The sequence below is a fragment of the Pseudomonas sp. zbq_18 genome, assembly GCF_043102245.1.
Taxonomy (GTDB): Bacteria; Pseudomonadota; Gammaproteobacteria; order Pseudomonadales; family Pseudomonadaceae; genus Aquipseudomonas.
In genome coordinates, this window is record NZ_JBICIT010000016.1 from 115,424 (window position 1) to 137,121 (window position 21,698).

A 21,698-nucleotide genomic window follows, 5' to 3' on the forward strand; every position below is an offset into this window, starting at 1 on the left:
AGCACCATTGGCCGGGCGAATGCGCATCAACGGCGTCTGTTGAGCCACATCTTGCGAATAACGAATAGCAGAACCAGGGCGGCGACCAGCCGCTGCTCGGTCAGCCCCAGTACTAGGCCGCGCGATGGCTCCATGACGCTGCGGGAGACGCCAAAGGCGATCTCCTTCTCGGCGAACAGCAGGATCAGGGCCAGTGGCGCAACCAGCAGGTAGGGCAGGTTACCGTAGATGAAGTCCTTCACCGGGCCGGCCTTTCGCGCACTATCAGCCGCGTTGCCACAGCGAGTAGTACACCTGGCCGGCCTTCTGCTCGCGGTGCAGGCGCCAGTTGCCGGGCAGGCCCAGGGCCGAGGGCGCGGCCTCGCTCTCGGTGTAGATCCAGGCGTCCTGGGCCAGCCAGCCCTTTTCTTCCAGCAGCTCGCAGGCCGGGCGCAGCAGGTCCTGGCCGAAGGGGGGATCGAGGAAGATCAGGTCGTAGGGCGTGGCGGCCTGGTTTTCTAGGTACTGCAGGGCGTTGGTCTGCAGCAGCTGGCCGTTCTCGCATTTCAGCGTGGTCAGGGTCTGGCGCAGTGCAGCGAGCGCGTTGCCGTTGCTGTCCAGGGCCAGGGCGCGGCTGGCACCCCGCGACAGAGCTTCGAGGAACAGCGCGCCGCTGCCGGTGAAGCAGTCCAGCACCTGGGCGCCCGGTACGTAGGGCGCCAGCCAGTTGAACAGGGTTTCGCGCACCCGGTTAGGCGTCGGGCGCAGGCCGTGGGCCATGGGGAAGTAGAACTGACGGCTGCGCCATTCGCCGCCGATGATGCGCAACTGGCCGTTGTCGGCCGCAGGGGCGGTTTTCTTGCTGGGTTTACGCATCAGTGCTCCGGGACGCCGCTGGGTTGTGCGGCGGGTTTGTCGGTGGGCGGCGGCAGGGGTTTCTGCTCGACCGTGGGGCCGGCGGTGACGATCACCAGTTTGTCGGCGCTCAGGTGTCGGTTCATGGCGGCCTTGACCTGCTCGACGCTCAAGCCCTGGACCTCGGTCATGAAATCGTCGAGGTAGGTCAGTGGCAGGTCATAGAAGCCCATGGCGCCAAGCTGGCCAACAATATCGGCATTGCTGGCGGTGCTCAGGGGGAAGCTGCCGAGCATTTCGCGCTTGGCGTCTTCCAGCTCCTTCGCGGTCGGGCCTGTGGCCAGGTAGTCGCGCAGGATGCCCTGCACCAGTTCGAGCGTGCCTTCGCTGAGTTCGGCGCGGGTCTGCAAGTTGATCATGAACGGGCCGCGTGCCTGCATGGCGCTGAAGCCTGAGTAGACGCCGTAGGTCAGGCCGCGCTTCTCGCGCACTTCTTCCATCAGGCGGGTGCCGAAGCCGCCGCCGCCGAGGATCTGATTGCCGATGGACAGCGCGGCGTAATCCGGCTCGCGGCGGTCGACACCGAGCTGGGCCAGCATCAGGTGGGTCTGGTTGGACGGGAACTCGATATGGCTAAGCCCGGCCTCTGGCTCCTGGGGTTGGCCGATCACCGGCAGCGCCGGGCCTCTGGGCAGGGCGGCGGAGACGGAGGCGGCGATGCTTTCGGCCTCGGCGCGCGACAGGTCGCCGACCAGGGCGATCACCACATTGCCGGCGGCGTAAGCGCGCTGGTGGAAGGCACGCAGTTGCTCGGTGGTGATGGCCGGGATCGACTGTGCGGTGCCTTCGCTGGGGTGGGCGTAGGGGTGCTCGCCATACAGGCGCTCGAACAGCTGCAGTCCGGCCAGTTTGCCGGGGTTCTGCTTCTGGTACTCGAAGCCGGCCAGCAGCTGGTTCTTGATGCGTGCCAGGGCATCTTCCGGGAAGGTGGGTTGGCCGATCACCTGCTCGAACAGCCTGAGTGCTGGCTCGCGTTGTGCCTGGGCGCTGAGGCTGCGCAGGCTGGCGATGGCCATGTCGCGATAGGCGCCGTTGCCGAAGTTGGCGCCCAGACCCTCGAAGCCCTCGGCGATGGCGGTGACGTCCTTGCCGGGTACACCTTCATTGAGCATGGCATTGGTCAGGGTGGCCAGGCCGGGCGCGCCCTCATCCTGGCTGCTGCCGGCGGCGAAGGTCAGGCGCAGGTCGAACATCGGCAGCTGGCGGGCTTCGACGAACAGCACCTTGGCGCCTTCGGCGGTCTGCCAGCGCTGGATTTCCAGGGTGCGCTTGCTCGGCGGCTGATCGTTGAGGTTGGCCAGGGACTCCAGCTGAGTCGTGGACGGGTTGGCGGTGGCCGGCGCCTCGGCCGGGCGACTGGCGATCAGGCTCAGGCCGCCGACCAAGCCAATCACGCCGAGGCCGAGCAGGCCATAGCGCATGCGGTTGCGCTCGCTCATGGCTGTTTTCCTTCGGCAGTGGTGGATTCGGGGAGGATGTGGGCGACGGACAGGCGCGAGCGGGTGAAAAAGGTCTGCGCGGCCTTCTGGATGTCGGCCGGGGTCACGGCCTCCAGGGCGGCGAGATCCTCATCCATCAGTTTCCAGGACAGGCCGACGGTCTCCAGCTCGCCGATGGTGGTGGCCTGGCTGGTGATGGAATCACGCCCGTAGACCAGCCCGGCGATCACCTGGGCGCGTACGCGGGCCAGTTCCTCGGGGCTGGGCGGGTTCTGTTTGAGGTCATCCAGCTGGCGCCAGAGGCCGGCCTCGACCTGTTCCAGGGTCTTACCCTTTTGCACATTGGGCGTGGCAGAGAGCATGAACAGGCTGTCACCACGGACGAAGGCGTCGTACCAGGCGGAAGCGCCGGAGACCAGCTCCTCGCCGCGCTCCAGGCGTGCCGGCAGGCGTGCGCTGTAGCCACCGTCGAGCAGTGCCGAGGCCAGGCGCAGGGCATGCACCGGGCGGGCATCGGTGGCGCTGGCCAGGCCGGGTACGTTGAAGCCCATCAGCAGACTGGGTAGCTGGGTTTTGACGTGCAGGGTCATGCGTCGCTCGCCGGGCTCGGCCAGCTCCAGCGGTGCCTTGGCGGCCGGCACGGCGCGGCGCGGAATGGCGCCGAAGTACTTTTCAGCCAGACCCCGCACCTCGTCCTGGGTAACGTCGCCGACCACCACCAGGGTGGCGTTGTTGGGTGCATACCAGGCCTGGTACCAGGCGCGCAGTTCCTCGACTTGCATGCGGTCGAGGTCGGCCCGCCAGCCGATGGTCGGGGTGCGGTAGCCGCTGGCGGGGTAGGCCATGGCCTTGAAGCGCTCGTAGGCCAGCGCGGTCGGCTTGTCGTCGGTGCGCAGGCGGCGTTCTTCCTTGATGACCTCGATCTCGCGGGCGAATTCGTCGGGCGGAAGCGCAAGGCTGGCCAGGCGGTCGGCCTCCAGCTCCAGGGCCACGGCCAGGCGGTCGCGTGGCAGCACCTGGTAATAGGCGGTGTAGTCGTCGCTGGTGAAGGCGTTTTCCTCGGCGCCGAGTTCGCGCAGGATACGCGAGGCCTCGCCGGGGCCGAGCTTGCGGCTACCCTTGAACATCATGTGCTCAAGGGCGTGGGACAGGCCGGTCTGGCCGGGTGTCTCGTAGCTGGAGCCGACCTTGTACCAGAGCTGCGAGACCACCACGGGGGCGCGGTGATCCTCGCGGACGATGACCTTGAGGCCGTTGTCCAGCTGGAATTCGTGAGTGGCCTGTGGCTCGGCGGCCAGCGCAGCCAGTGGCGCGTGCAAGGCAATCAGCAGCAGGCCGGCGCAGCGGCGGGCAAGTGATGTCATAGGGAGTCGTGACCTGTCGGGCGGCCCGGGCGGTCGTACCGCCAGCGGGTGAAGAGGTGCTAGCATACCGCATCCTTTTTCGGGTCGGCGCGGCTCGCCGTGCGGCTCCCCTGAGATGCCCAAGACTCATGTTTGGTTCCAACGACGACAAGCCATCGCCGGAGAACGCCGGCGAGAAGAAATCCCTGTTCGGCTGGCTGCGCAAGAAGCCGCAGGATACCCCGAGCAATCCCGAGCAAGCTGCGCCTGCCAGCCCCGAGCCGGTTGCGCCGCCACCTGAGGCTCACGCGCCTGTTGCCGAGCCGAGCGCGCCCGCCGCCCAGGCACCCGTCAGCGCCGAGCCGGTGCCGCCGGTGCCCGAGAGCCCCCCTGTTCAGCCGATAGCGCCAGCGCTGCCAGTCGTCGAGGTGCAAGCTGCGCCTGAGGCAGTGGCTCCGCCGCTAGTTGAACCTGCGCCGGCTCCGCTGCAGGCCGCTGACGCGGTGGAGGTCAAGCCGGCCTTCTCGCGTTTTCGCATCAATGCCGGCAGCGAAGTCACCCACCCGGTGCTCGAGCAGCCGGTGCCTGTCGAGATCACACCGGCGGCGCCGGTCGAAACTGCGCCGGTGCAGGTCGAACAGAGCAAGCCCGGTGACAATCAGGGCGGCTGGTTCGCCCGCCTCAAACAGGGTTTGTCGAAGACCAGCGCCAGCCTGGGCGAGGGCATGGCCAGCCTGTTCCTCGGCAAGAAGGCCATCGATGACAACCTGCTCGAAGAGCTGGAAACCCGTCTGCTGATGGCCGACGTCGGCGTCGAAGCCACCACTGCCATCATCGGTAGCCTGACCAAGCGCGTGGCACGCAAGGAATTGGCCGACAGCGGCGCGCTGTACAAGGCGCTACAGGAAGAGTTGGCCGGCCTGCTCAAGCCGGTCGAGCAGCCGCTGCAGATCAGCGCCGAGAAACAGCCCTACGTGATCCTGGTGGTCGGCGTGAACGGCGTCGGCAAGACTACCACCATCGGCAAGCTGGCCAAGAAGCTGCAGGGCGAGGGCAAGAAGGTCATGCTCGCCGCCGGCGATACCTTCCGCGCCGCCGCTGTCGAGCAGCTGCAGGTATGGGGAGAGCGCAACCAGATCGCGGTGATCGCCCAGCACACCGGCGCCGATTCCGCCTCGGTGATCTTCGACGCCGTGCAGGCGGCCAAGGCCCGTGGCGTGGATGTGCTGATCGCAGACACCGCCGGGCGCCTGCATACCAAAGACAACCTGATGGAAGAGCTGAAGAAAGTGCGCCGGGTGATCGGCAAGCTGGACGAGACGGCGCCGCACGAAGTGCTGCTGGTGCTGGACGCCGGCACCGGGCAGAACGCCATCAACCAGACCAAGCAGTTCCACCAGGCTGTGACCCTCACCGGCCTGGCCCTGACCAAGCTGGACGGCACCGCCAAGGGTGGGGTGATCTTCGCCCTGGCCAAGCAGTTCGGCCTGCCGATCCGCTACATCGGGGTGGGCGAGGGCATCGATGATTTGCGCAGTTTCGTCGCCGAGGACTTCGTCCAGGCCCTGTTCGCGGAAAGGGAGCGTGCATGATTCGTTTCGAGCAAGTCGGCAAGCGTTATTCCAACGGCCATGTCGGCCTGCACGAGCTGAGCTTTCGCGTGCAGCGTGGCGAGTTCCTCTTCGTGACCGGCCACTCCGGCGCGGGTAAGTCCACCCTGCTGCGTCTGCTGCTGGCGATGGAGCGGCCGACCAGCGGCAAGCTGCTGCTGGCCGGCCAGGACCTGAGCCAGATCACCACCGCGCAGATCCCTTTCCTGCGCCGGCAGATCGGCGTGGTGTTCCAGAACCACCAGCTGCTGTTCGATCGCTCGGTGTTCGACAACGTCGCCCTGCCGCTACAGATCCTCGGCCTGTCCAAGCCGGATATCGCCAAGCGTGTCAGTGCGGCGCTGGAGCGCGTGTCGCTGTCCGACAAGGCCGAGCAGTTCCCGGCCGACCTCTCCACCGGTCAGCAGCAGCGCGTCGGCATCGCCCGCGCCGTGGTGCACCGCCCGGCGCTGCTGCTGGCGGACGAGCCGACCGGTAACCTCGACCCGCGCCTGGCCGCCGAGATCATGGGCGTGTTCGAGGACATCAACCGTCTCGGCACCACCGTGCTGATCGCCAGCCATGACCTGGCGTTGATCGCCCGCATGCGCCATCGCATGCTGACCCTGCAACGTGGCCGCCTGATCGGCGACGGGGAGGCGGCATGAGCGAGACTCAGCGCAATATCAAGGCTGCCGAGCGCGTTGGTGCGGTTCAGGCCAAGGCCGACAAGCCGATCAAGCAGGGACCGGATTTCTCCACACTGTTCGCCGCCTGGGTCGAAAGTCATCGCGCCAGCCTGGTCGACAGCCTCAGCCGCCTGGTGCGCCAGCCCATTGGCAGCTTCTTCACCTGCCTGGTGATGGCCGTGGCCCTGTCCCTGCCCATGGGCCTGGCCCTGCTGCTGGACAATGTTGAGCGCCTCGGTGGCTCCTGGCAGAAGGCGGCGCAGATTTCCCTGTATCTCAAGGTCGAAGGCGGCGACGACGCCGGCCTGCAACTGCGCGATGAGGTCGCCGCCATGGCTGACGTGGCCGAGGCCGAGTTCATCGGCCGCGAAGCCGGCCTGGCCGAGTTCGAGCAGCAGTCCGGCCTGGGCCAGGCGCTGCGCGAGCTGCCGGACAACCCGCTGCCCGCCGTGGTGGTGGTGACGCCCAAGGAAATCGACAAGGCCCGCCTGGAAGCCCTGCGCCAGACGCTTAGCGAGCTGCCGGGCGTCGACCAGGCGCAGCTCGACCTGCAGTGGGTGGAGCGCTTGACCGCCATCCTCGGCCTGGGCGACCGCTTCGTTTTCGGGCTAACGCTGCTGCTGGTCATGGCCCTGCTGCTGGTGATCGGCAATACCATTCGTCTGCATATCGAGAACCGTCGCAGCGAGATCGAGGTGATCAAGCTGGTGGGCGGCACCGACGGCTATGTGCGCCGCCCCTTCCTTTATATGGGCGCGCTCTACGGTATCGGCGCCGGCCTGCTGGCCTGGGGCCTGCTGGCCTTCGGCCTGGATTGGCTGAATGCGGCGGTGGTGCGTCTGGCCGGCCTCTATGGCAGTGACTTCGCCCTGGCCGGCGTGCCGGCTGCCGATGGTCTGTCGCTGCTGTTGGGCGCGCTGTTCCTTGGCTATATTGGCGCCTGGCTGGCCGTTGCGCGGCACCTGAGTGAACTGGCGCCACGGTAACAGTTGATGGTTTTTGTCGTAAGCGGAGCATCTGTAACGGAACTTTTGCCCGGGTTCCCTGCTCTGAAAGTGCAGTGCTAGACTGCGCCAGTTTTGTAATACCGGAGGTTTTTGATGACCACTTCCCTGCAACCTGTGCATGCCCTCGTCCCAGGCGCCAACCTGGAGGCCTATGTGCATGCGGTGAACAGCATCCCGCTGCTGACCGTCGAGCAGGAGCGTGAGCTGGCCGAGAGTCTCTACTACGAGCAAGACCTGGAAGCCGCCCGCCAGATGGTGCTGGCCCACCTGCGTTTCGTTGTCCACATCGCCCGCAGCTATGCCGGCTACGGCTTGGCCCAGGCCGACCTGATCCAGGAAGGCAACGTCGGCCTGATGAAGGCGGTCAAGCGCTTCAACCCGGAAATGGGCGTGCGCCTGGTGTCTTTCGCCGTGCACTGGATCAAGGCCGAGATTCACGAGTTCATCCTGCGCAACTGGCGCATCGTCAAGGTCGCCACCACCAAGGCGCAGCGCAAGCTGTTCTTCAACCTGCGCAGCCAGAAGAAGCGTCTGGCCTGGTTGAACAACGATGAAGTGCATGCCGTGGCCGAGAGCCTGGGAGTCGAACCGCGTGAAGTGCGCGAGATGGAGAGCCGCCTGACGGGCCATGACATGGCGTTCGACCCGGCTGCCGATGCCGACGACGACACTGCCTACCAGTCCCCGGCGCACTATCTGGAAGACCATCGCTACGACCCGGCCCGCCAGCTGGAAGACGCCGACTGGAGCGACAGCGCCAATGCCAGTCTGCACGAGGCGCTGGAAAGCCTGGACGAGCGCAGCCGCGACATCCTCTACCAGCGCTGGCTGGCCGAGGAGAAGGCGACCCTGCATGACCTGGCTGCCAAGTACAACGTCTCCGCCGAGCGTATCCGCCAGCTGGAGAAAAACGCCATGAACAAGCTGAAAGGCTCGATTCAGGCGTAACGCGCATCACCTCGAAAAGCCGCACCCAGGTGCGGCTTTTTTCTGTCTGGAGTTTGCCCATGAGCCGTCGCCCGCCTGCTTTGCTGTTCACTGTCGTGGCCCTGGCCAGTTGCCTGTTGGGCTACTGGTGGTTGGTGCCCGGCGAAGAGCAGGGCGAGCCCCTGGCTGAATTGCAGCAGTGGGATGCCGAACTCTTTCGCCCGCAGGTTGATGAGCGCCTGACGGTTACCCAGTTGAGCCAGTTCCTGCCGAATGCCGAGCTGTGGTTGCAGCCGCGCATGGATGGCCCCCATCTGCTGCTGCGTGGCGAGCGAGAGGGCTGGCGCGTGGAGGGTGAGCTGGCGCTAAGCGATACCCAGCGTGCCAGCCTGGCCGAGGTCAGCGGCGTACGGCCCAATGATCCGGAGCAGCCGCAGTCGGCGGAGATGCTGGCGCAGCTGGCCGGACAACGTGTCGAGGCGCTCAACCTGTCGCCCCGGCATACCGTTATGGCCACGGCACTGAGCGCCAGCCTGGGGGAGGCGCGCCTGCGTCTGCAATTGTCCGAGGGCGAGGCCTGGGTCTATCCCCAGCAGGGCCTGACCGCACATATCCGCGATGAGCGCGTGCAACTGCTGCGCATCGTGCCCAAGCGTCTGCTGCAGCGCTGACGACCCTAATGCCGAACTCCTGTGTTGATCAGGGTTTCGCTAACCAGTCAGGCCACCACTGTGGCGCTGTCAGTGCTGAGGACAACTGGTCGAGGTAGTGGCTGCCGCCCAGCTGGTAGCTCTGCCGGCGAATCCAGGCGGCACGGCGCTGCACATGGGGGCCTGGGCGGCTGGCGCTCCAGGCGCGCGGGTTGGGCAGCACCGCGGCCAGCAGGCTGGCCTGTTGGCGCGACAGATAGGGCGCTCCCACGTTGAAGTGATGGCGCGCGGCCGCTTCGGCACCGAAGATACCGTCACCCCATTCCACGCTGTTGAGGTAGACCTCGAGAATCCGCTGCTTCGGCCAGAGCAGCTCGATCAGTCCGGTGAACCAGGCTTCCAGCGCCTTGCGTGGCCAGCTGCGACCGGACCAGAGAAACAGGTTCTTGGCTACCTGCTGGCTGATGGTGCTGGCACCGCGCAGGCTGCCGCCCTCGGCATTGTGCGCGAGGGCCTGGCGGATCGCAGCGATATCGAAGCCCCAGTGTTCGGCGAACTTCTGATCCTCGCCGGCGATCACGGCGATCTTCAGGTCGTCCGGCAGTTCGCTCCAGGGGCGCCAGCTGCGCTGCAGGTCGATGGGTTGGTTGTCGAGCCACGACTGGATCTTGCGCTCGACCATCAGTGCCGTGCCCGGCGGGTCGATCCAGCGCAGGGCCAGCACCAGCAGGGCGCTACCCGCAGCGAGCCACAGCATTAGTTTGGTCAGGCGACGGAGCAGATTGCGCAACATGGCTTGGCCCGGTTCGAGTGAGCGGCCATTATAGCGGCCGCGTTGGAATCGATCGGGACTGGATCATGTTGCGTGCCTTTATGCTGTTGGCGGCTGTTTTCGGGTTCACCGGTGTTGCCCTGGGCGCCTTTGCTGCCCATGGGCTCAAGGGGCTGCTGAGCGCCGAGTACCTGGCGGTGTTTCAGACCGGTGTGCATTACCAGATGCTGCACGCGCTGGCCCTGCTGGGTGTGGCCGCACTGGCCGAGCGTTTGCCTGCTCGCCTGGCGAAGGCTGCCGGCAGCCTGTTCGTAGCCGGTATCCTGCTGTTCTCCGGTAGCCTGTATGCCTTGACCCTGAGCGGCCTCGGCCAGCTGGGCATGATCACGCCGCTGGGCGGTGTGTGCTTTCTCGCCGGCTGGCTGTGCCTGGGGCTGGCCGCCTGGCGGGCGCGTTGAGGTTGGCGGCGGACAAATGGCGGGCGCGTGGCTTGGTCGCTGCTCGTGATCGGGCTAGAATGCCGACCCTTTTTCAGAATCTGACCGACCAGCCATGCTCATCCAGTTGAACGGCCAATCCTATGAGCTGCCCGACGGCGCCACCGTCGCGGACCTGCTTGTGCGCCTCGAAGCTGTCGGCAAGCGGGTGGCGGTCGAACTCAATCTGGACATCGTGCCGCGCAGCCAGCACGGTACTACCGTTCTGCACGAGGGCGACCAGTTGGAAGTCGTCCACGCCATCGGCGGCGGCTAGTCGCCCGAGGATCTGCCATGAGCGCCATCATCGACAAGCCTTTCACCCTGGCCGGTCGTACCTATGAGTCACGTCTGCTGGTCGGTACCGGCAAGTACAAGGATCTCGAAGAGACCCGTCTGGCCATCGAGGCCTCGGGTGCCGAGATCGTCACCGTGGCGGTGCGCCGGACCAATATCGGGCAGAACAAGCACGAGCCGAACCTGCTCGACGTGATCTCGCCGGACAGATACACCATCCTGCCCAATACCGCCGGCTGCTATGACGCTACCGAAGCGGTGCGCACCTGCCGCCTGGCCCGCGAGCTGCTCGACGGCCACAAGCTGGTCAAGCTGGAAGTACTGGCCGACCAGAAGACCCTGTTCCCCAACGTGATCGAGACGCTCAAGGCCGCCGAAGTGCTGGTCAAGGAAGGTTTCGACGTCATGGTCTACACCAGCGACGACCCCATCATCGCCCGCCAACTGGCCGAGATGGGCTGCATCGCGGTGATGCCGCTGGCCGGCCTGATCGGCACCGGGCTGGGCATCTGCAACCCTTACAACCTGCGCATCATTCTCGAAGAGGCCACCGTGCCGGTGCTGGTCGATGCTGGCGTGGGTACAGCGTCGGACGCCACCATCGCCATGGAGCTGGGCTGCGAGGCGGTGCTGATGAACAGCGCCATTGCCCATGCGCAGAACCCGATCCTGATGGGCGAGGCGATGAAGCATGCAATTGTTGCCGGGCGCATGGCCTACCTGGCCGGGCGCATGCCGAAGAAGTTGTATGCCAGCGCGTCGTCGCCGCTGGACGGTTTGATCAAGTAAGAGCCTGTTTATGATCCGCTGCGCGTCGGCCATGCGTCGTTAAAAGCACGCTCGGAATGCTCATTTACTCTTTGTAAACTCCGCTTCCTCGCCTGCTTTTGCCTAACCTGGCTCTAGCTCGCGAATCCTAAAAAGGCTCTAAGAGAATCTTATGAGTGACATCATCGAGCCGGCAGACGAAGGCGCTGCCGAGCGGCCGCTGCGCGGCATCAAGAGTTTTGTCATGCGCTCCGGGCGCATGACCGAGGGTCAGCAGCGTGGCCTTGACCAGGGCTGGCCAAAGTATGGGCTGGAGCTGGCCGACGGCCTGCGCGACTTCGACCAGGTATTCGGCCGTAGTGCGCCGCGCACCTTCGAGATCGGTTTCGGCATGGGCCACGCCACCCTCGAAATGGCCGCCGCCGCACCGGAGCAGGACTTCATCGGCGTGGAAGTGCACAAGCCTGGCGTCGGTGCCCTGCTCAACGGCATGCTCACGCAGAACCTCAGCAACATCCGTGTCTACAGCTGCGACGCCCTGGAAGTGCTGCGCGACTGCGTGGCCGACGCCAGCCTGGACCGCGTCCTGCTGTTCTTTCCCGATCCCTGGCACAAGGCCCGTCACCACAAGCGCCGCATCGTCCAGCTGAGCTTTGCCGAACTGGTACGCAGCAAGCTCAAGGTCGGCGGCATCCTGCACATGGCGACCGATTGGCAGCCATATGCGGAACATATGTTGGAAGTCATGTCGGCGGCGCCCGGTTACCATAACGTTGCCGGTGCCGCAGGTTATGTCGAGCGCCCCAGCGAGCGACCGGTGACCAAGTTCGAGAAGCGCGGCGAGCGCCTCGGTCACGGCGTGTGGGACCTCAAGTTCCAACGTAGCGAATGATCATCCGGGCCCTGCAGGATGCGGGGCTATATGACCGGGCCAACCCGGCGCCAGGACGGCCTCTGCCTCACCACCAACGGCAATCTGCAGGCACGACCTACACTTGGTCGTACGAATAAGAGCAGCGGCGCCATGGCGCGCCGCGAGGAGAACGCTGTGCTGAGAACTATTGCAGTCCTGTCGCTGGCAGCCACTGTGTCACTGCCCGCGCATGCCCGCGTCGATGCCACCCAGGCCGCACGCCTGGGGCAGGATCTGATGCCGCTGGGCGGTGAGCGCGCCGGTAATGCGGCGGGCACCATTCCGCCATGGGAGGGAGGCGTTTCCACGCCGCCGGCCAACTACCAGCCCGGCATGCACCACCCGGACCCCTTTGCCGCCGATGCCGAGCTGTACCGCGTCGACAAGACCAATATGGCCCAGTACAAGGCGCTGCTGACGCCCGGCTACCAGAAACTGCTGGAGCGCAATCCGGACTACTACCTGCGCGTTTACCCGACTCGCCGCAGTGCCGCTTCGCCGCAGCGCATCTACGACGCCACGCGCTTCAACGCTACCAATGCCACGCTGATCTCCGGCGGCAACGGTATCGAGGGCGCCGCCGCCGGCGTGCCGTTCCCGATTCCGCAGAACGGCCAGGAAGCGATCTGGAACCACATCACCCGCTACCGTGGCGAGCAGCTGCGCATGGAGACCAACCAGGCGGTGGTGCTCAATGGCGGCAGCTACGTGCTGCTCAAGCGTGACCGCGACATCATGTTCGTCTACGGCCGCGAAGGCATGACCCCCGGTGACCTGGACAACACCCTGTTCTACTACAAGTACGTGATCACTGCGCCGAGCAAGCTGGCCGGTTCCGCCCTGGTGGTGCAGGAAACCCTCGATCAGGTACTGGCCATTCGCAAGGCCTGGCGTTTCAGCCGTGGCGAGCGTCGCGTGCGGCGCCTGCCGATGCTGGCCTATGACGCCATGCAGCCGGACACCAGCGGCATGGCGACCGCCGACGTGGTGGATACCTACAACGGCGCGCCGGATCGTTACGAGTGGACGCTGCAGGGCAAGCAGGAAATGCTCGTGCCCTACAACAGCTATGCCGTACACCAGAAGGGCATTCCCTACGACACCATCCTGCAGAAGGCCCACATCAACCCCGAGCTGATGCGCCACGAACTGCACCGCGTCTGGGTGGTTGAGGCAGACCTGCGTACGGGCTTCAGCCATCCCTATGCCAAGCGCCGCTTCTATCTCGACGAAGACAGCTGGCAGATCCTGGCTGTCGATCTGTATGACAAGCAAGGCGAGCTGATTGGTATGCAGGAAGCCCATCCGATCAGCTACTACGACGTGCCGGTGTTCGCCAGTACCCTGGAAACCATCTATGACTTCAAGGGCAGCCGCTACTTCGTCGATGGCCTGGACAATAACGAGAAGATGTACGACTACAACGTGCAACTGAAGAAGAGCGACTTCACCGCCGCCGCCTTGCGCAGTGGTGGTATCTGAGTCTGTGAGGACTCGGTAAAACACAAGGCCCGCATCAGCGGGCCTTGTCGTTTGTGCTCAGCGGTGTTTTTTGTGCCACTTGTCCTTCTTGTGGCCCAGTGCACGGCCTGGGTGGCCATCATGACCATGGTAGTGGCCGCCATCGCGATAGCGGCGGTCATCGCGGTCGTCATCGTCGTCGCCATAGGCGTTACCGAGTGCGCCACCTGCACCACCACCGACTGCCGCGCCGATCAGGCCGCCAGTACTACCTCCTACCTTGCTGCCGATGACTTGGCCACCGGCTGCCCCAAGGCCGCCACCGATAGCGGCTTCGGTGCGACTGCCCTTATCCGCGCCAACCGCGCTACCCGCTGCCCCGCCGACACCGGCACCAATGGCCGCACCGGTACTGCCGCCTACCTGCTCACCGACCACCGTGCCGAGTACGCCACCCAGTGCGCCGCCAACCCCGGCGGACGTATTGCCGGCCAGGGCACTGGCGCTGGCTAGGGAAAGGGTGAACATAAGCAGGTATTTCATCAAGGCAGTCCTCGGTAGGGTGATGCCGCGCATCCTGCCAGTACGGTTGGCGACGGCAAGCACGACGTTACTGACCTGAGCGTCATGTCACGGGTTGCGCAAAAAGTGGCGCAGTCGCGGAACTGCGTTGGCGCCACAGCGTCGTCAGGAGCCCAGTTCGGTGCTGAGCTGGCGATAGTCTTCGACTGCGTTGAATTCTTCGGTGTCCTTGATCTGGCCGCGGCTGTCCGGCTGGCGCACGGCCAATAGGTGGGCCACGCCATAGCGCCCGGCGCTGCGCAGGATGGGCAGGCTGTCGTCGATGAACAGGCTGCGCGCCGGGTCGAAGGGGAAGTCCTGCTGCAGGGCGAACCAGAATTGCTGGTCTTCCTTGGGGAAGCCATAGTCGTGGGAGCTGATCAGTCTGTCGAAATAGGGTGCCAGGTCGACTTTCTCCAGCTTCAGCGACAGCGAGTCGCGGTGGGCGTTGGTGATCAGCACCACGCGCTTGCCGGCGGCACGCAGGGCCTGCAGGAAGACGTCCGCATCCGGACGCAGTGCGATCAGGTGGGCGACTTCACGCTTGAGGTCGCGTACCGACAGCTTGAGTTCGCGGCTCCAGAAATCGGTGCAGTACCAGGGCAGGGTGCCGGCATGCTCGCGGAACAGCGGCAGCAGTTCCGCCTCGGCCAGTGCGCGGCTGACGCCATGCAGCTCGGCATAGCGCTGCGGCAGGTGCTCCAGCCAGAAGTGGTTGTCGAAGTGCAGGTCGAGCAGGGTGCCGTCCATGTCGAGCAGAACGGTATCGATATCGGCCCAGGGCAACAGAGGCATGGTGAGATCCGGCAGTGGCGCAGCGTTACAAGATCACGCTCGGCAGATGAGGTTTGCCGGGTATGATACCTGCTCGAATCAAGGAGCGAGTGATGCGTGAGAAACCCCAGGTGCTGGCCCGCGAGATCGTCGCCAGCAGCCGCCTGTTCCGCGTCGAGGAGCTGCAGCTGCGCTTCTCCAATGGTGTGGAGCGCACCTACGAGCGCCTGGTCGGCAAGGGCTCCGGCTACGGTGCGGTGATGGTGGTGGCGATGCTCGATGACGAGCATGCGGTGCTGGTCGAGGAGTACTGCGCCGGCACCGACGACTACCAGATTTCGCTGCCCAAGGGGCTGGTCGAGCCGGGTGAGGACGTGCTCCTGGCAGCCAATCGCGAGCTCAAGGAGGAGGCCGGCTTCGGCGCCGAGCGTCTGGAGCTGCTGGCCGAACTGAGCCTGTCGCCCGGCTACATGAGCCAGAAGATCCAGGTGGTGCTGGCCCGTGACCTCTACGAGGAGCGCCTGCCAGGCGACGAGCCGGAGCCGATGCGGGTGGACAAGGTCAACCTGCGCGAAATCAGCGCCCTGCTGCAGCACCCGCAATTCACCGAGGGCCGTGCCCTTGCCGCGCTTTATCTGGTCCGCGATCTGCTGACCCAACGTGGAGAATTCAAGTGAATCATCCCTATCTGCCGGCGCTGATCGAACTGGTTCAGCGTGCCGGCCAGGCCACCCTGCCGCATTGGCGCAACGACGTGGCGGTAGCCGAAAAGGCCGACGCCTCTCCCGTGACGGCCGCCGATCTGGCCGCCCATGAGATTCTCGCCGCGGGCCTGCGCGAGCTGGCGCCCGAGGTGCCGGTGTTGTCCGAGGAAGACAGCGTCATCCCGCTGAGCGAGCGCGCCCAATGGCAGCGCTGGTGGCTGGTCGACCCGCTGGACGGCACCAAGGAGTTCATTGCCGGCAGCGAGGAGTTCACCGTCAATGTCGCCCTGATCGAGTGCGGTCGCGTGGTGCTGGGCGTGGTCGGCATCCCGGCCACGGGGTGCTGCTATTTTGGTGGTGCCGGCCTGGGCGCCTGGCGCCAGGAGGCCGGCGGCGAGGCCCAGGCTATCAGCGTGCGCCTGGCACCGGCCGAGGCCTTCACCCTGGTGGCCAGCAAGCGTCACTCCAGCCCGGCCCAGGAGCGTTTGCTGGCGGGCCTGTCCGAGCGTTTCGGCGACCTGCAGCTGGCCAATATCGGCAGTTCGCTGAAGTTCTGCCTGCTGGCCGAAGGCAACGCCGACTGCTATCCGCGCCTGGCGCCGACTTCGCAGTGGGACACGGCGGCCGCCCAGGGTGTGCTGGAAGGCGCCGGCGGCGAAGTGCTCGATCTCAAGGGCGAGGCGCTGACCTATGAGGCGCGCGAGAGCTACCTCAACCCGTCCTTCCTCGGCTTGCCACAGGCAGCCGCCTGGCGCACCGAGCTGATCCAGCTGGCCCGTGCGCTGGATTGATGGCCTCAGGACCGTTTCGTCGGCGGGGTAGAGCACCGCGAAGCCCGGCAACCTACACATGACTCATCGCTGGGCTACGCCGCAGGCGGCTAACCCAGCCTACGTGGCTACAGCATATCGGCGTAGCGCTCGTCCTTCTTGTAGCGCAGCTGCTGGGTAAAGCCCGGCACCTGGATGCCCTCGGCGCTGAAGTGCAGTTGCTGATCGTCGATCAGGTCGTGGCCGAAGTTGTAGAGGATGTCGAACTGGCCGCGCAGGGCCTGCTGGTCGTACCGCGCGGCACTGGCGCGGGTGGCCTCGCGCTTGTCCAGCCAGGCGTTATAGGCGGCCTCGCCATGGCGCTTGCGCAGCATGCGCTCGGCGACCTGCGGGGCCAGCACCACGCCGGTGGCGTTGTTGCCGCCAAAGCCTTTGGAGTTGACGAAGCAGACTTGCATGTCGGCCATCTGGCGATCTCGCGTGTCCAGGCTCAAGTGCTGGCAATGGACGTCATCGGCGACCTTGTCGATGGTCTTCAATCCGGGCAACAGACCGTGGCGGAAGGTGCCGAGCGCGGCGATCACCTGATCACCACTGGCGGTGGCCAGCGAGTGGCCGAGGAAGGCCTTGACCGCGGTGATCGGCCAATTGTCGATGCCGAAGGCGGCGGCGACCCGATCCAGCAATTCGGATTCGGTGACCCGGTTGGCCGGGGTGCTGGAGCCGTGGGCATGCACGAAACTGTGTTTGCGCACGGCGTCGATGCCGACCAGCTGGGCGGCGCTGGCCACGGCCTTGGCCAGGGTCAGGTAGTTGCCGGGGCCGGGAGCGGAGATGGACTTCTTGAAGCCGTCGGCGTTGATGAACACATCCGGCACGGCGCCGTGGATGTCGGCCCCCAACTGCAGGGCCAGTTCGTCGTCCATCAGCACCAGGTACTGGCACGACTCGGAGAGGGTGAAGCCACAGTTGTCGCCGAACGGCCGGCTGGCGCGGCGGAAGTCCACGTCGTCGCGGCCTTCGAGCTTGCGCAGGCCCTCTTCGGTGGCCAGGGCGCCCATGGCGCCGTAGCCGTCGATGACTTCCTGGGTGATCGGCGCCTCGGCGTTGCCCACCAGGGCGACGCGAGCCTTGCCGCTGGCGATCTGCTCGATGGCCTTCTGCAGGTTGTAGAGGAAGGTGGCGCAGGCACCGGTGACGCTGCCGGTGCTGCCGACGCTGCCCAGCACGTAGGCGTTGATGAAGTCCGCCGGCATGGTGTTGAGCCCTAGCGGGCACTGCTTGGCGGTCACCCGGCCACCCTTCAGGCGCGACTGCAGCATGCCGCCGAAACCGTATTCGTCGAGCTGGCTCATGATGCTGCCGGAGAACACGGCGACTTCATCCGGTTGCACCTGATCCTGAATGGTTTGCCAGTCCAGGCCGGTGGAGCGCAGGGCGTCGGTGGCGCCGACCACGGCCAGCTGCAGGCCACGGGGGTGGAAGTGCGAGTTGTACAGGGCGCCGGGCTCGAAGCCCGCGGGCAGCTGGCCGGCGGATTTCACCGGTAGTGCACGGTAGCTGTCGACCTTGAACTCGCAGGCCTCGGTGAGGGTGACCAGCACCTGTTGCTCGCCCAGTTGCTCGATATTCCAGCTGGCGGGCAGCGGCTCCGGCAGGTGCTTGCGCAGGGTGGTGAACTGGGCGCCGCTGGCGCTGAGGTTCTTCTGCCAGTGCGCGGCATCGACATCCAGCAGACGCTTGTCGATACGGCGTACCAGGGTGCCGGCGAGGATCTGCTCGGCAAAGCGGCTCTCGATCTCAGCCAAGCTCAGGGGGCTGCCATGTTGATCCCGGAACTGCCCGTCAACGACCTGCACCAGCTGCATCATCACGGCCAGCCCGGCCAGGGTTTCCTGGCGGCTGGCGCTGTCCAGGGACTCCTGAACGATACGGCGGAAACCATGGTGGAACGAACTTCTGCCGGCGGCGTTGTAGCCGCCGAAGCCGACGATGACGGGAAGACGAGACATCACACAGAACTCCTTCGATCGCTCCGGGCCTGGTAGAGGTAAGCCGTTATTGCGTGAGAGGGGGCAATAACGGCTATAGCCAGGCGGCAGCTGCCGGGTGGCGACTCAAAATGAATCGGAATGACTGAGTGACGCAGTTCGTGACTGCAAGGTCACTCCGCGTTTCATATCGGCAGAAGGAGGGGAGGCGTCCTTGCCTCCGATATCAGCGGTAACTCAGGCCCGCTTCTGCGGTGCTGATGCGGGTGCCAGAGGTGCCCTGGACGATGGCTTCGATATTGGCCAGCGATCCAATCACCGCGACCTTGCCGGTGTTGCGGGCGAACTCGCAGGCGGCCATGACCTTGGGTCCCATGGAGCCGGCGGCGAAGCCGAGACGCTCCAGCTCGTCCGGGTGGGCCTGGGCGATGGCTTTCTGGGTGGGCTTGCCCCAGTCGATGTAGGCGGCATCCACGTCGGTGGCGATCACCAGCAGGTCGCTGGCCAACTGTTCGGCCAGTAGCGCCGAGCACAGGTCCTTGTCGATCACCGCCTCGACGCCATGCAGCTTGCCGTCCTCATACATGGTGGGGATGCCGCCGCCACCGGCGCAGATCACCACGCTGCCCTTTTCCAGCAGCCATTTGACCGGGCGAATTTCGAAGATGCGCTGCGGCCGCGGGCTGGCGACCACGCGGCGGAACTTGTCGCCGTCCGGGGCGATGCTCCAGCCTTTTTCGGCGGCCAGACGCTCGGCTTCTTCCTTCGGGTAGACCGGGCCGATGGGTTTGGTCGGTGTCTTGAAGGCCGGGTCGGCGCTGTCCACTTCGACCTGGGTGAGGATGGTGGCGAAGGGCACCTCGAACGGCAGCAGGTTGCCCAGTTCCTGTTCGATCATGTAGCCGATCATGCCTTCGGTTTCGGCGCCGAGTACGTCCAGCGGGTAGGGGTTGGCCGGGTCGTAGGCGTTGCCCTGAAGGGCCAGCAGGCCGACCTGCGGGCCGTTGCCGTGGGCGATCACCAGCTCGTTGCCCGGCGCCACCTTGGCGATCTGCTCGCAGGCGATGCGCACGTTCTCGCGCTGGTTCTCCGCGGTCATGGCCTCGCCACGGCGCAACAGGGCGTTGCCGCCCAGGGCGATGACTAGTCGCATGTTGGTTCTCCTTGTTCGTTCTCCCCTCTCCCTCTGGGAGAGGCGGTGGGGGTGAGGGAGTCTCCCGGCAGCACCGAGTCGTCAGCAACGCCCTCACCCTAGCCCTCTCCCAAGGGGAGAGGGGACTAGTCGTGCATGTCTGAAGTAGCGTGGTCAGACATCGGCGAGCGTCGAGACCAGAATCGCCTTGATGGTATGCATGCGGTTTTCCGCCTGCTCGAAGGCGATGCAATAGGGCGACTCGAACACCTCTTCGGTGACCTCGATGCCGTTCTTCAGGTGCGGATACTGTTCGGCGATCTGCTTGCCGACCTTGGTCTCACTGTTGTGGAAGGCTGGCAAGCAGTGCATGAACTTGGTGCGCGGATTGCCGGTAGCCTTCATCACATCCATGTTGACCTGGTAGGGCAGCAGCTCCTGGATACGTTCGCCCCAGGCCTCGACCGGCTCGCCCATGGACACCCAGACGTCGGTGTGGACGAAGTCGACGCCCTTGACCGCCTCTTTGACGTCCTCGGTCAGGGTGATGCGCGCACCGCTCTCCTCGGCGAACTTGTTGCAGGCGGCCACGTGCTCGTCGGTTGGCCACAGGGCCTTGGGCGCGGCGATGCGCACGTCCATGCCGAGCTTGGCGCCGATCAGCAGCAGCGAGTTGCCCATGTTGTTACGGGCGTCGCCCAGGTAGGCGTAGCTGATGTCGTGCAGCGGCTTGTCGCTGTGCTCGCGCATGGTCAGCACGTCGGCGAGCATCTGGGTCGGGTGGTACTCGTCGGTCAGGCCGTTGAACACCGGCACGCCGGCATAGCTGGCCAGCTCTTCGACGATTTCCTGCTTGAAGCCGCGGTACTCGATGGCGTCGTACATGCGCCCGAGTACGCGGGCGGTGTCTTTCATCGACTCCTTGTGGCCGATCTGCGAGGAGCCCGGGTCGATATAGGTGACGTTGGCGCCCTGGTCGTAGGCGGCCACCTCGAAGGCGCAGCGGGTGCGGGTGGAGGTTTTCTCGAAGATCAGCGCGATGTTCTTGCGCAGCAGGTGCGGCTGTTCTGTACCGGTGTACTTGGCGCGCTTGAGGTCGCGCGAGAGGTCGAGCAGGTAGCGCAGCTCACGGGTGCTGTGGTGCATCAGGCTGAGCAGGTTGCGGTTGTGCATGTTGAAAGCCATGACGAAATTCCTCTTGAGAATGGCGTTGGCGCCGGTACTGCTTAAGCCCGGCGTGGACGGCGGCCCTGGTGCGGGCCGCTGTGGGTGGCATCAATAGTCGATAGGGTCGCGGATGATCGGGCAGGTCATGCAGTGGCCACCACCGCGGCCACGGCCCAGTTCGCTGGCGCTGATGGTGACCACCTCGACCCCGGCCTTGCGCAGCAGGGTGTTGGTGTAGGTGTTGCGGTCGTAGCCGACCACCACGCCGGGCTCAAGGCAGACCACGTTATTGCCGTCGTCCCACTGTTCGCGCTCGGCTTCGTAGCTGTCGCCGCCGGTCTCGACCACGCGTAGTTTCTTCAGGTTGAGCGACTCGGCGACCACGTCGATGAAGGGTTTTTCCTCGCGGCGCACGTCGATGCCGCCCGGCTTGCTCTCGTCCGGGCGCAGCACGAACGGCACTATCTGGTAGGCCACTTCCGGGAAGACGGTAACCAGGTCGCGGTCGCAGAAGCTGAACACGGTGTCCAGGTGCATGGCCGCGCGCGACTTGCCCAATCCGGCGACCACCACTTTCTCGGCAGCGCCCTTGGCGAACAGGGCCTTGGCCACCTGGCCGATGGCCTGGTGCGAGCTGCGTTCGCCCATGCCGATCAGCACGGTGCCGTTGCCGATCGGCATCACGTCGCCACCTTCGAGGGTGGCGGCGCCGTGGTCCTTGTCCGGGTCGCCGTACCAGATCTGGAAGTCTTCGTTGATGAAGTCCGGGTGGTACTTGTAGATGGCGGTAGCCAGCAGGGTTTCCTGGCGCCGGGCCGGCCAGTACATGGGGTTGAGGGTGACGCCGCCATAGATCCAGCAGGTGGTGTCACGGGTGAATTGGGTATTGGGCAGCGGCGGGAAGAGGAAGCTGGATTCGCCCAGGTAGGCGGCGAACATCTTGGCTTCCTCGGAGGCCTTGTACTTGATCAGGTCCGCCCCGGAAACGCCGCCAATCAGGAACTCGGCGATCTTGCGCGGCTCCAGGCTTTCGATAAAGGCACGTACCTCGCCCTGCAGGCCGAGGCCGACGCTGTTGGGAGTGATCTTGCGGTCGAGGATCCACTTCAGGGCCTCGGGGTTCTGTACCGTTTCTTCGAGCAGATTGTGCATCTCCACCACCTCGACGCCGCGCTCGCGCATCTTGGTCATGAAGTCGAAGTGGTCGCGCTTGGCCTGCGAGACCCAGATCACGTCGTCGAACAGCAGTTCATCGCAGTTGTTGGGGGTCAGGCGCAGGTGCGCCAGGCCCGGCGAGCAGACCATGACCTTGTGCAGTTTGCCGGCCTCGGAATAGACGCCTAGGGCTTTCTTGGACATGTCGAACTCCTTCTC

Annotated in this window: 23 protein-coding genes; 12 read left to right on the forward strand and 11 right to left on the reverse strand. The window is 65.4% G+C overall.

The features are described 5' to 3' along the window. Positions 1 to 26: 26 nt before the first annotated feature. From ACF8C6_RS13140 to ACF8C6_RS13155, 4 genes are read right to left on the reverse strand one after another with little or no spacing between them, the layout of a single operon-like run. Positions 27 to 242 (reverse strand): hypothetical protein, encoded by a 216-nt coding sequence (locus ACF8C6_RS13140; RefSeq protein WP_392499704.1) that lies wholly within the window; start codon positions 240 to 242, stop codon positions 27 to 29. Between the two features lie 22 nt (positions 243 to 264). After that, a complete protein-coding gene (gene rsmD / locus ACF8C6_RS13145) occupies positions 265 to 855 on the reverse strand; it encodes a 16S rRNA (guanine(966)-N(2))-methyltransferase RsmD (protein WP_392499705.1) in 591 nt (196 codons plus the stop codon). Beyond that, positions 855 to 2,333 carry a M16 family metallopeptidase gene (locus tag ACF8C6_RS13150; RefSeq protein ID WP_392499706.1) on the reverse strand — a complete coding sequence of 493 codons (1,479 nt, stop codon included), beginning with the start codon at positions 2,331 to 2,333 and terminating at the stop codon, positions 855 to 857. The genes rsmD and ACF8C6_RS13150 overlap by 1 nt, the downstream gene beginning before the upstream one ends. After that, positions 2,330 to 3,697 (reverse strand): M16 family metallopeptidase, encoded by a 1,368-nt coding sequence (locus ACF8C6_RS13155; protein ID WP_392499707.1) that lies wholly within the window; start codon positions 3,695 to 3,697, stop codon positions 2,330 to 2,332. The genes ACF8C6_RS13150 and ACF8C6_RS13155 overlap by 4 nt, the downstream gene beginning before the upstream one ends. A 128-nt stretch (positions 3,698 to 3,825) precedes the next feature. On the opposite strand from ACF8C6_RS13155, the gene ftsY reads away from it, so the two are divergent. The 5 genes from ftsY (at position 3,826) to ACF8C6_RS13180 (ending at position 8,559) form a co-directional block, all read left to right on the forward strand. Beyond that, entirely contained in the window at positions 3,826 to 5,268 is a 1,443-nt protein-coding gene (ftsY, locus tag ACF8C6_RS13160) for a signal recognition particle-docking protein FtsY (protein ID WP_392499708.1), read from the forward strand. After that, a complete protein-coding gene (gene ftsE, locus ACF8C6_RS13165) occupies positions 5,265 to 5,933 on the forward strand; it encodes a cell division ATP-binding protein FtsE (RefSeq protein ID WP_277689652.1) in 669 nt (222 codons plus the stop codon). Before ftsY ends, ftsE begins: the two co-directional genes overlap by 4 nt. After that, a complete protein-coding gene (gene ftsX, locus ACF8C6_RS13170; RefSeq protein ID WP_392499709.1) occupies positions 5,930 to 6,940 on the forward strand; it encodes a permease-like cell division protein FtsX in 1,011 nt (336 codons plus the stop codon). The genes ftsE and ftsX overlap by 4 nt, the downstream gene beginning before the upstream one ends. A gap of 114 nt (positions 6,941 to 7,054) precedes the next feature. After that, positions 7,055 to 7,909 carry an RNA polymerase sigma factor RpoH gene (rpoH, locus tag ACF8C6_RS13175; protein ID WP_277689650.1) on the forward strand — a complete coding sequence of 285 codons (855 nt, stop codon included), beginning with the start codon at positions 7,055 to 7,057 and terminating at the stop codon, positions 7,907 to 7,909. A 59-nt stretch (positions 7,910 to 7,968) separates the two neighbouring features. Beyond that, positions 7,969 to 8,559: a hypothetical protein gene (locus ACF8C6_RS13180; RefSeq protein WP_392499710.1), complete on the forward strand. Its 591-nt coding sequence runs from the start codon at positions 7,969 to 7,971 to the stop codon at positions 8,557 to 8,559. A 28-nt stretch (positions 8,560 to 8,587) separates the two neighbouring features. On the opposite strand, the gene mtgA is transcribed toward ACF8C6_RS13180, so the two are convergent. Then, complete coding sequence (mtgA, locus tag ACF8C6_RS13185; protein WP_392499711.1) at positions 8,588 to 9,331, reverse strand: monofunctional biosynthetic peptidoglycan transglycosylase; 744 nt, start codon at positions 9,329 to 9,331, stop codon at positions 8,588 to 8,590. A 65-nt stretch (positions 9,332 to 9,396) separates the two neighbouring features. Here mtgA and ACF8C6_RS13190 point away from each other — a divergent pair, with 65 nt between their 5' ends. The 5 genes from ACF8C6_RS13190 to ACF8C6_RS13210 all read left to right on the forward strand — a co-directional run bounded on the left by ACF8C6_RS13190 (position 9,397) and on the right by ACF8C6_RS13210 (position 13,246). Beyond that, positions 9,397 to 9,768, forward strand: coding sequence for a DUF423 domain-containing protein (locus ACF8C6_RS13190; protein WP_392499713.1), 372 nt, complete (start codon positions 9,397 to 9,399; stop codon positions 9,766 to 9,768). 94 nt (positions 9,769 to 9,862) lie between these two features. Further along, positions 9,863 to 10,063 (forward strand): sulfur carrier protein ThiS, encoded by a 201-nt coding sequence (thiS, locus tag ACF8C6_RS13195; protein ID WP_392499714.1) that lies wholly within the window; start codon positions 9,863 to 9,865, stop codon positions 10,061 to 10,063. A gap of 17 nt (positions 10,064 to 10,080) precedes the next feature. Next, complete coding sequence (locus ACF8C6_RS13200) at positions 10,081 to 10,872, forward strand: thiazole synthase (RefSeq protein WP_392499716.1); 792 nt, start codon at positions 10,081 to 10,083, stop codon at positions 10,870 to 10,872. Positions 10,873 to 11,071: 199 nt separating this feature from the next. After that, positions 11,072 to 11,743 carry a tRNA (guanosine(46)-N7)-methyltransferase TrmB gene (gene trmB, locus ACF8C6_RS13205; RefSeq protein ID WP_277689758.1) on the forward strand — a complete coding sequence of 224 codons (672 nt, stop codon included), beginning with the start codon at positions 11,072 to 11,074 and terminating at the stop codon, positions 11,741 to 11,743. Positions 11,744 to 11,899: 156 nt separating this feature from the next. Further along, entirely contained in the window at positions 11,900 to 13,246 is a 1,347-nt protein-coding gene (locus ACF8C6_RS13210; RefSeq protein WP_277689757.1) for a DUF1329 domain-containing protein, read from the forward strand. A 57-nt stretch (positions 13,247 to 13,303) separates the two neighbouring features. Here ACF8C6_RS13210 and ACF8C6_RS13215 read toward each other — a convergent pair whose 3' ends face one another. Continuing rightward, positions 13,304 to 13,768 (reverse strand): hypothetical protein, encoded by a 465-nt coding sequence (locus ACF8C6_RS13215; protein WP_392499717.1) that lies wholly within the window; start codon positions 13,766 to 13,768, stop codon positions 13,304 to 13,306. A gap of 144 nt (positions 13,769 to 13,912) precedes the next feature. After that, positions 13,913 to 14,581, reverse strand: coding sequence for a GMP/IMP nucleotidase (gene yrfG, locus ACF8C6_RS13220; protein WP_392499718.1), 669 nt, complete (start codon positions 14,579 to 14,581; stop codon positions 13,913 to 13,915). Between the two features lie 92 nt (positions 14,582 to 14,673). On the opposite strand from yrfG, the gene nudE reads away from it, so the two are divergent. Next, a complete protein-coding gene (nudE, locus tag ACF8C6_RS13225; protein WP_392499719.1) occupies positions 14,674 to 15,237 on the forward strand; it encodes an ADP compounds hydrolase NudE in 564 nt (187 codons plus the stop codon). Further along, the gene (cysQ, locus tag ACF8C6_RS13230; protein WP_392499720.1) at positions 15,234 to 16,055 is read left to right on the forward strand and encodes a 3'(2'),5'-bisphosphate nucleotidase CysQ; all 822 of its coding nucleotides are present in this window, start codon (positions 15,234 to 15,236) and stop codon (positions 16,053 to 16,055) included. Before nudE ends, cysQ begins: the two co-directional genes overlap by 4 nt. A gap of 107 nt (positions 16,056 to 16,162) precedes the next feature. Here the strand turns inward: cysQ and ACF8C6_RS13235 are convergent, their stop codons facing one another. From ACF8C6_RS13235 to arcA, 4 genes are all read right to left on the reverse strand, one after another. Further along, entirely contained in the window at positions 16,163 to 18,046 is a 1,884-nt protein-coding gene (locus tag ACF8C6_RS13235) for a beta-ketoacyl synthase (RefSeq protein WP_392499721.1), read from the reverse strand. 205 nt (positions 18,047 to 18,251) lie between these two features. Next, complete coding sequence (gene arcC / locus ACF8C6_RS13240; protein WP_392499723.1) at positions 18,252 to 19,178, reverse strand: carbamate kinase; 927 nt, start codon at positions 19,176 to 19,178, stop codon at positions 18,252 to 18,254. Between the two features lie 153 nt (positions 19,179 to 19,331). Beyond that, on the reverse strand, positions 19,332 to 20,342 hold the full coding sequence (locus ACF8C6_RS13245; protein WP_392499725.1) for an ornithine carbamoyltransferase: 1,011 nt from the start codon (positions 20,340 to 20,342) through the stop codon (positions 19,332 to 19,334). Positions 20,343 to 20,432: 90 nt separating this feature from the next. Then, the gene (gene arcA, locus ACF8C6_RS13250) at positions 20,433 to 21,683 is read right to left on the reverse strand and encodes an arginine deiminase (protein ID WP_392499727.1); all 1,251 of its coding nucleotides are present in this window, start codon (positions 21,681 to 21,683) and stop codon (positions 20,433 to 20,435) included. Positions 21,684 to 21,698: the final 15 nt, after the last annotated feature.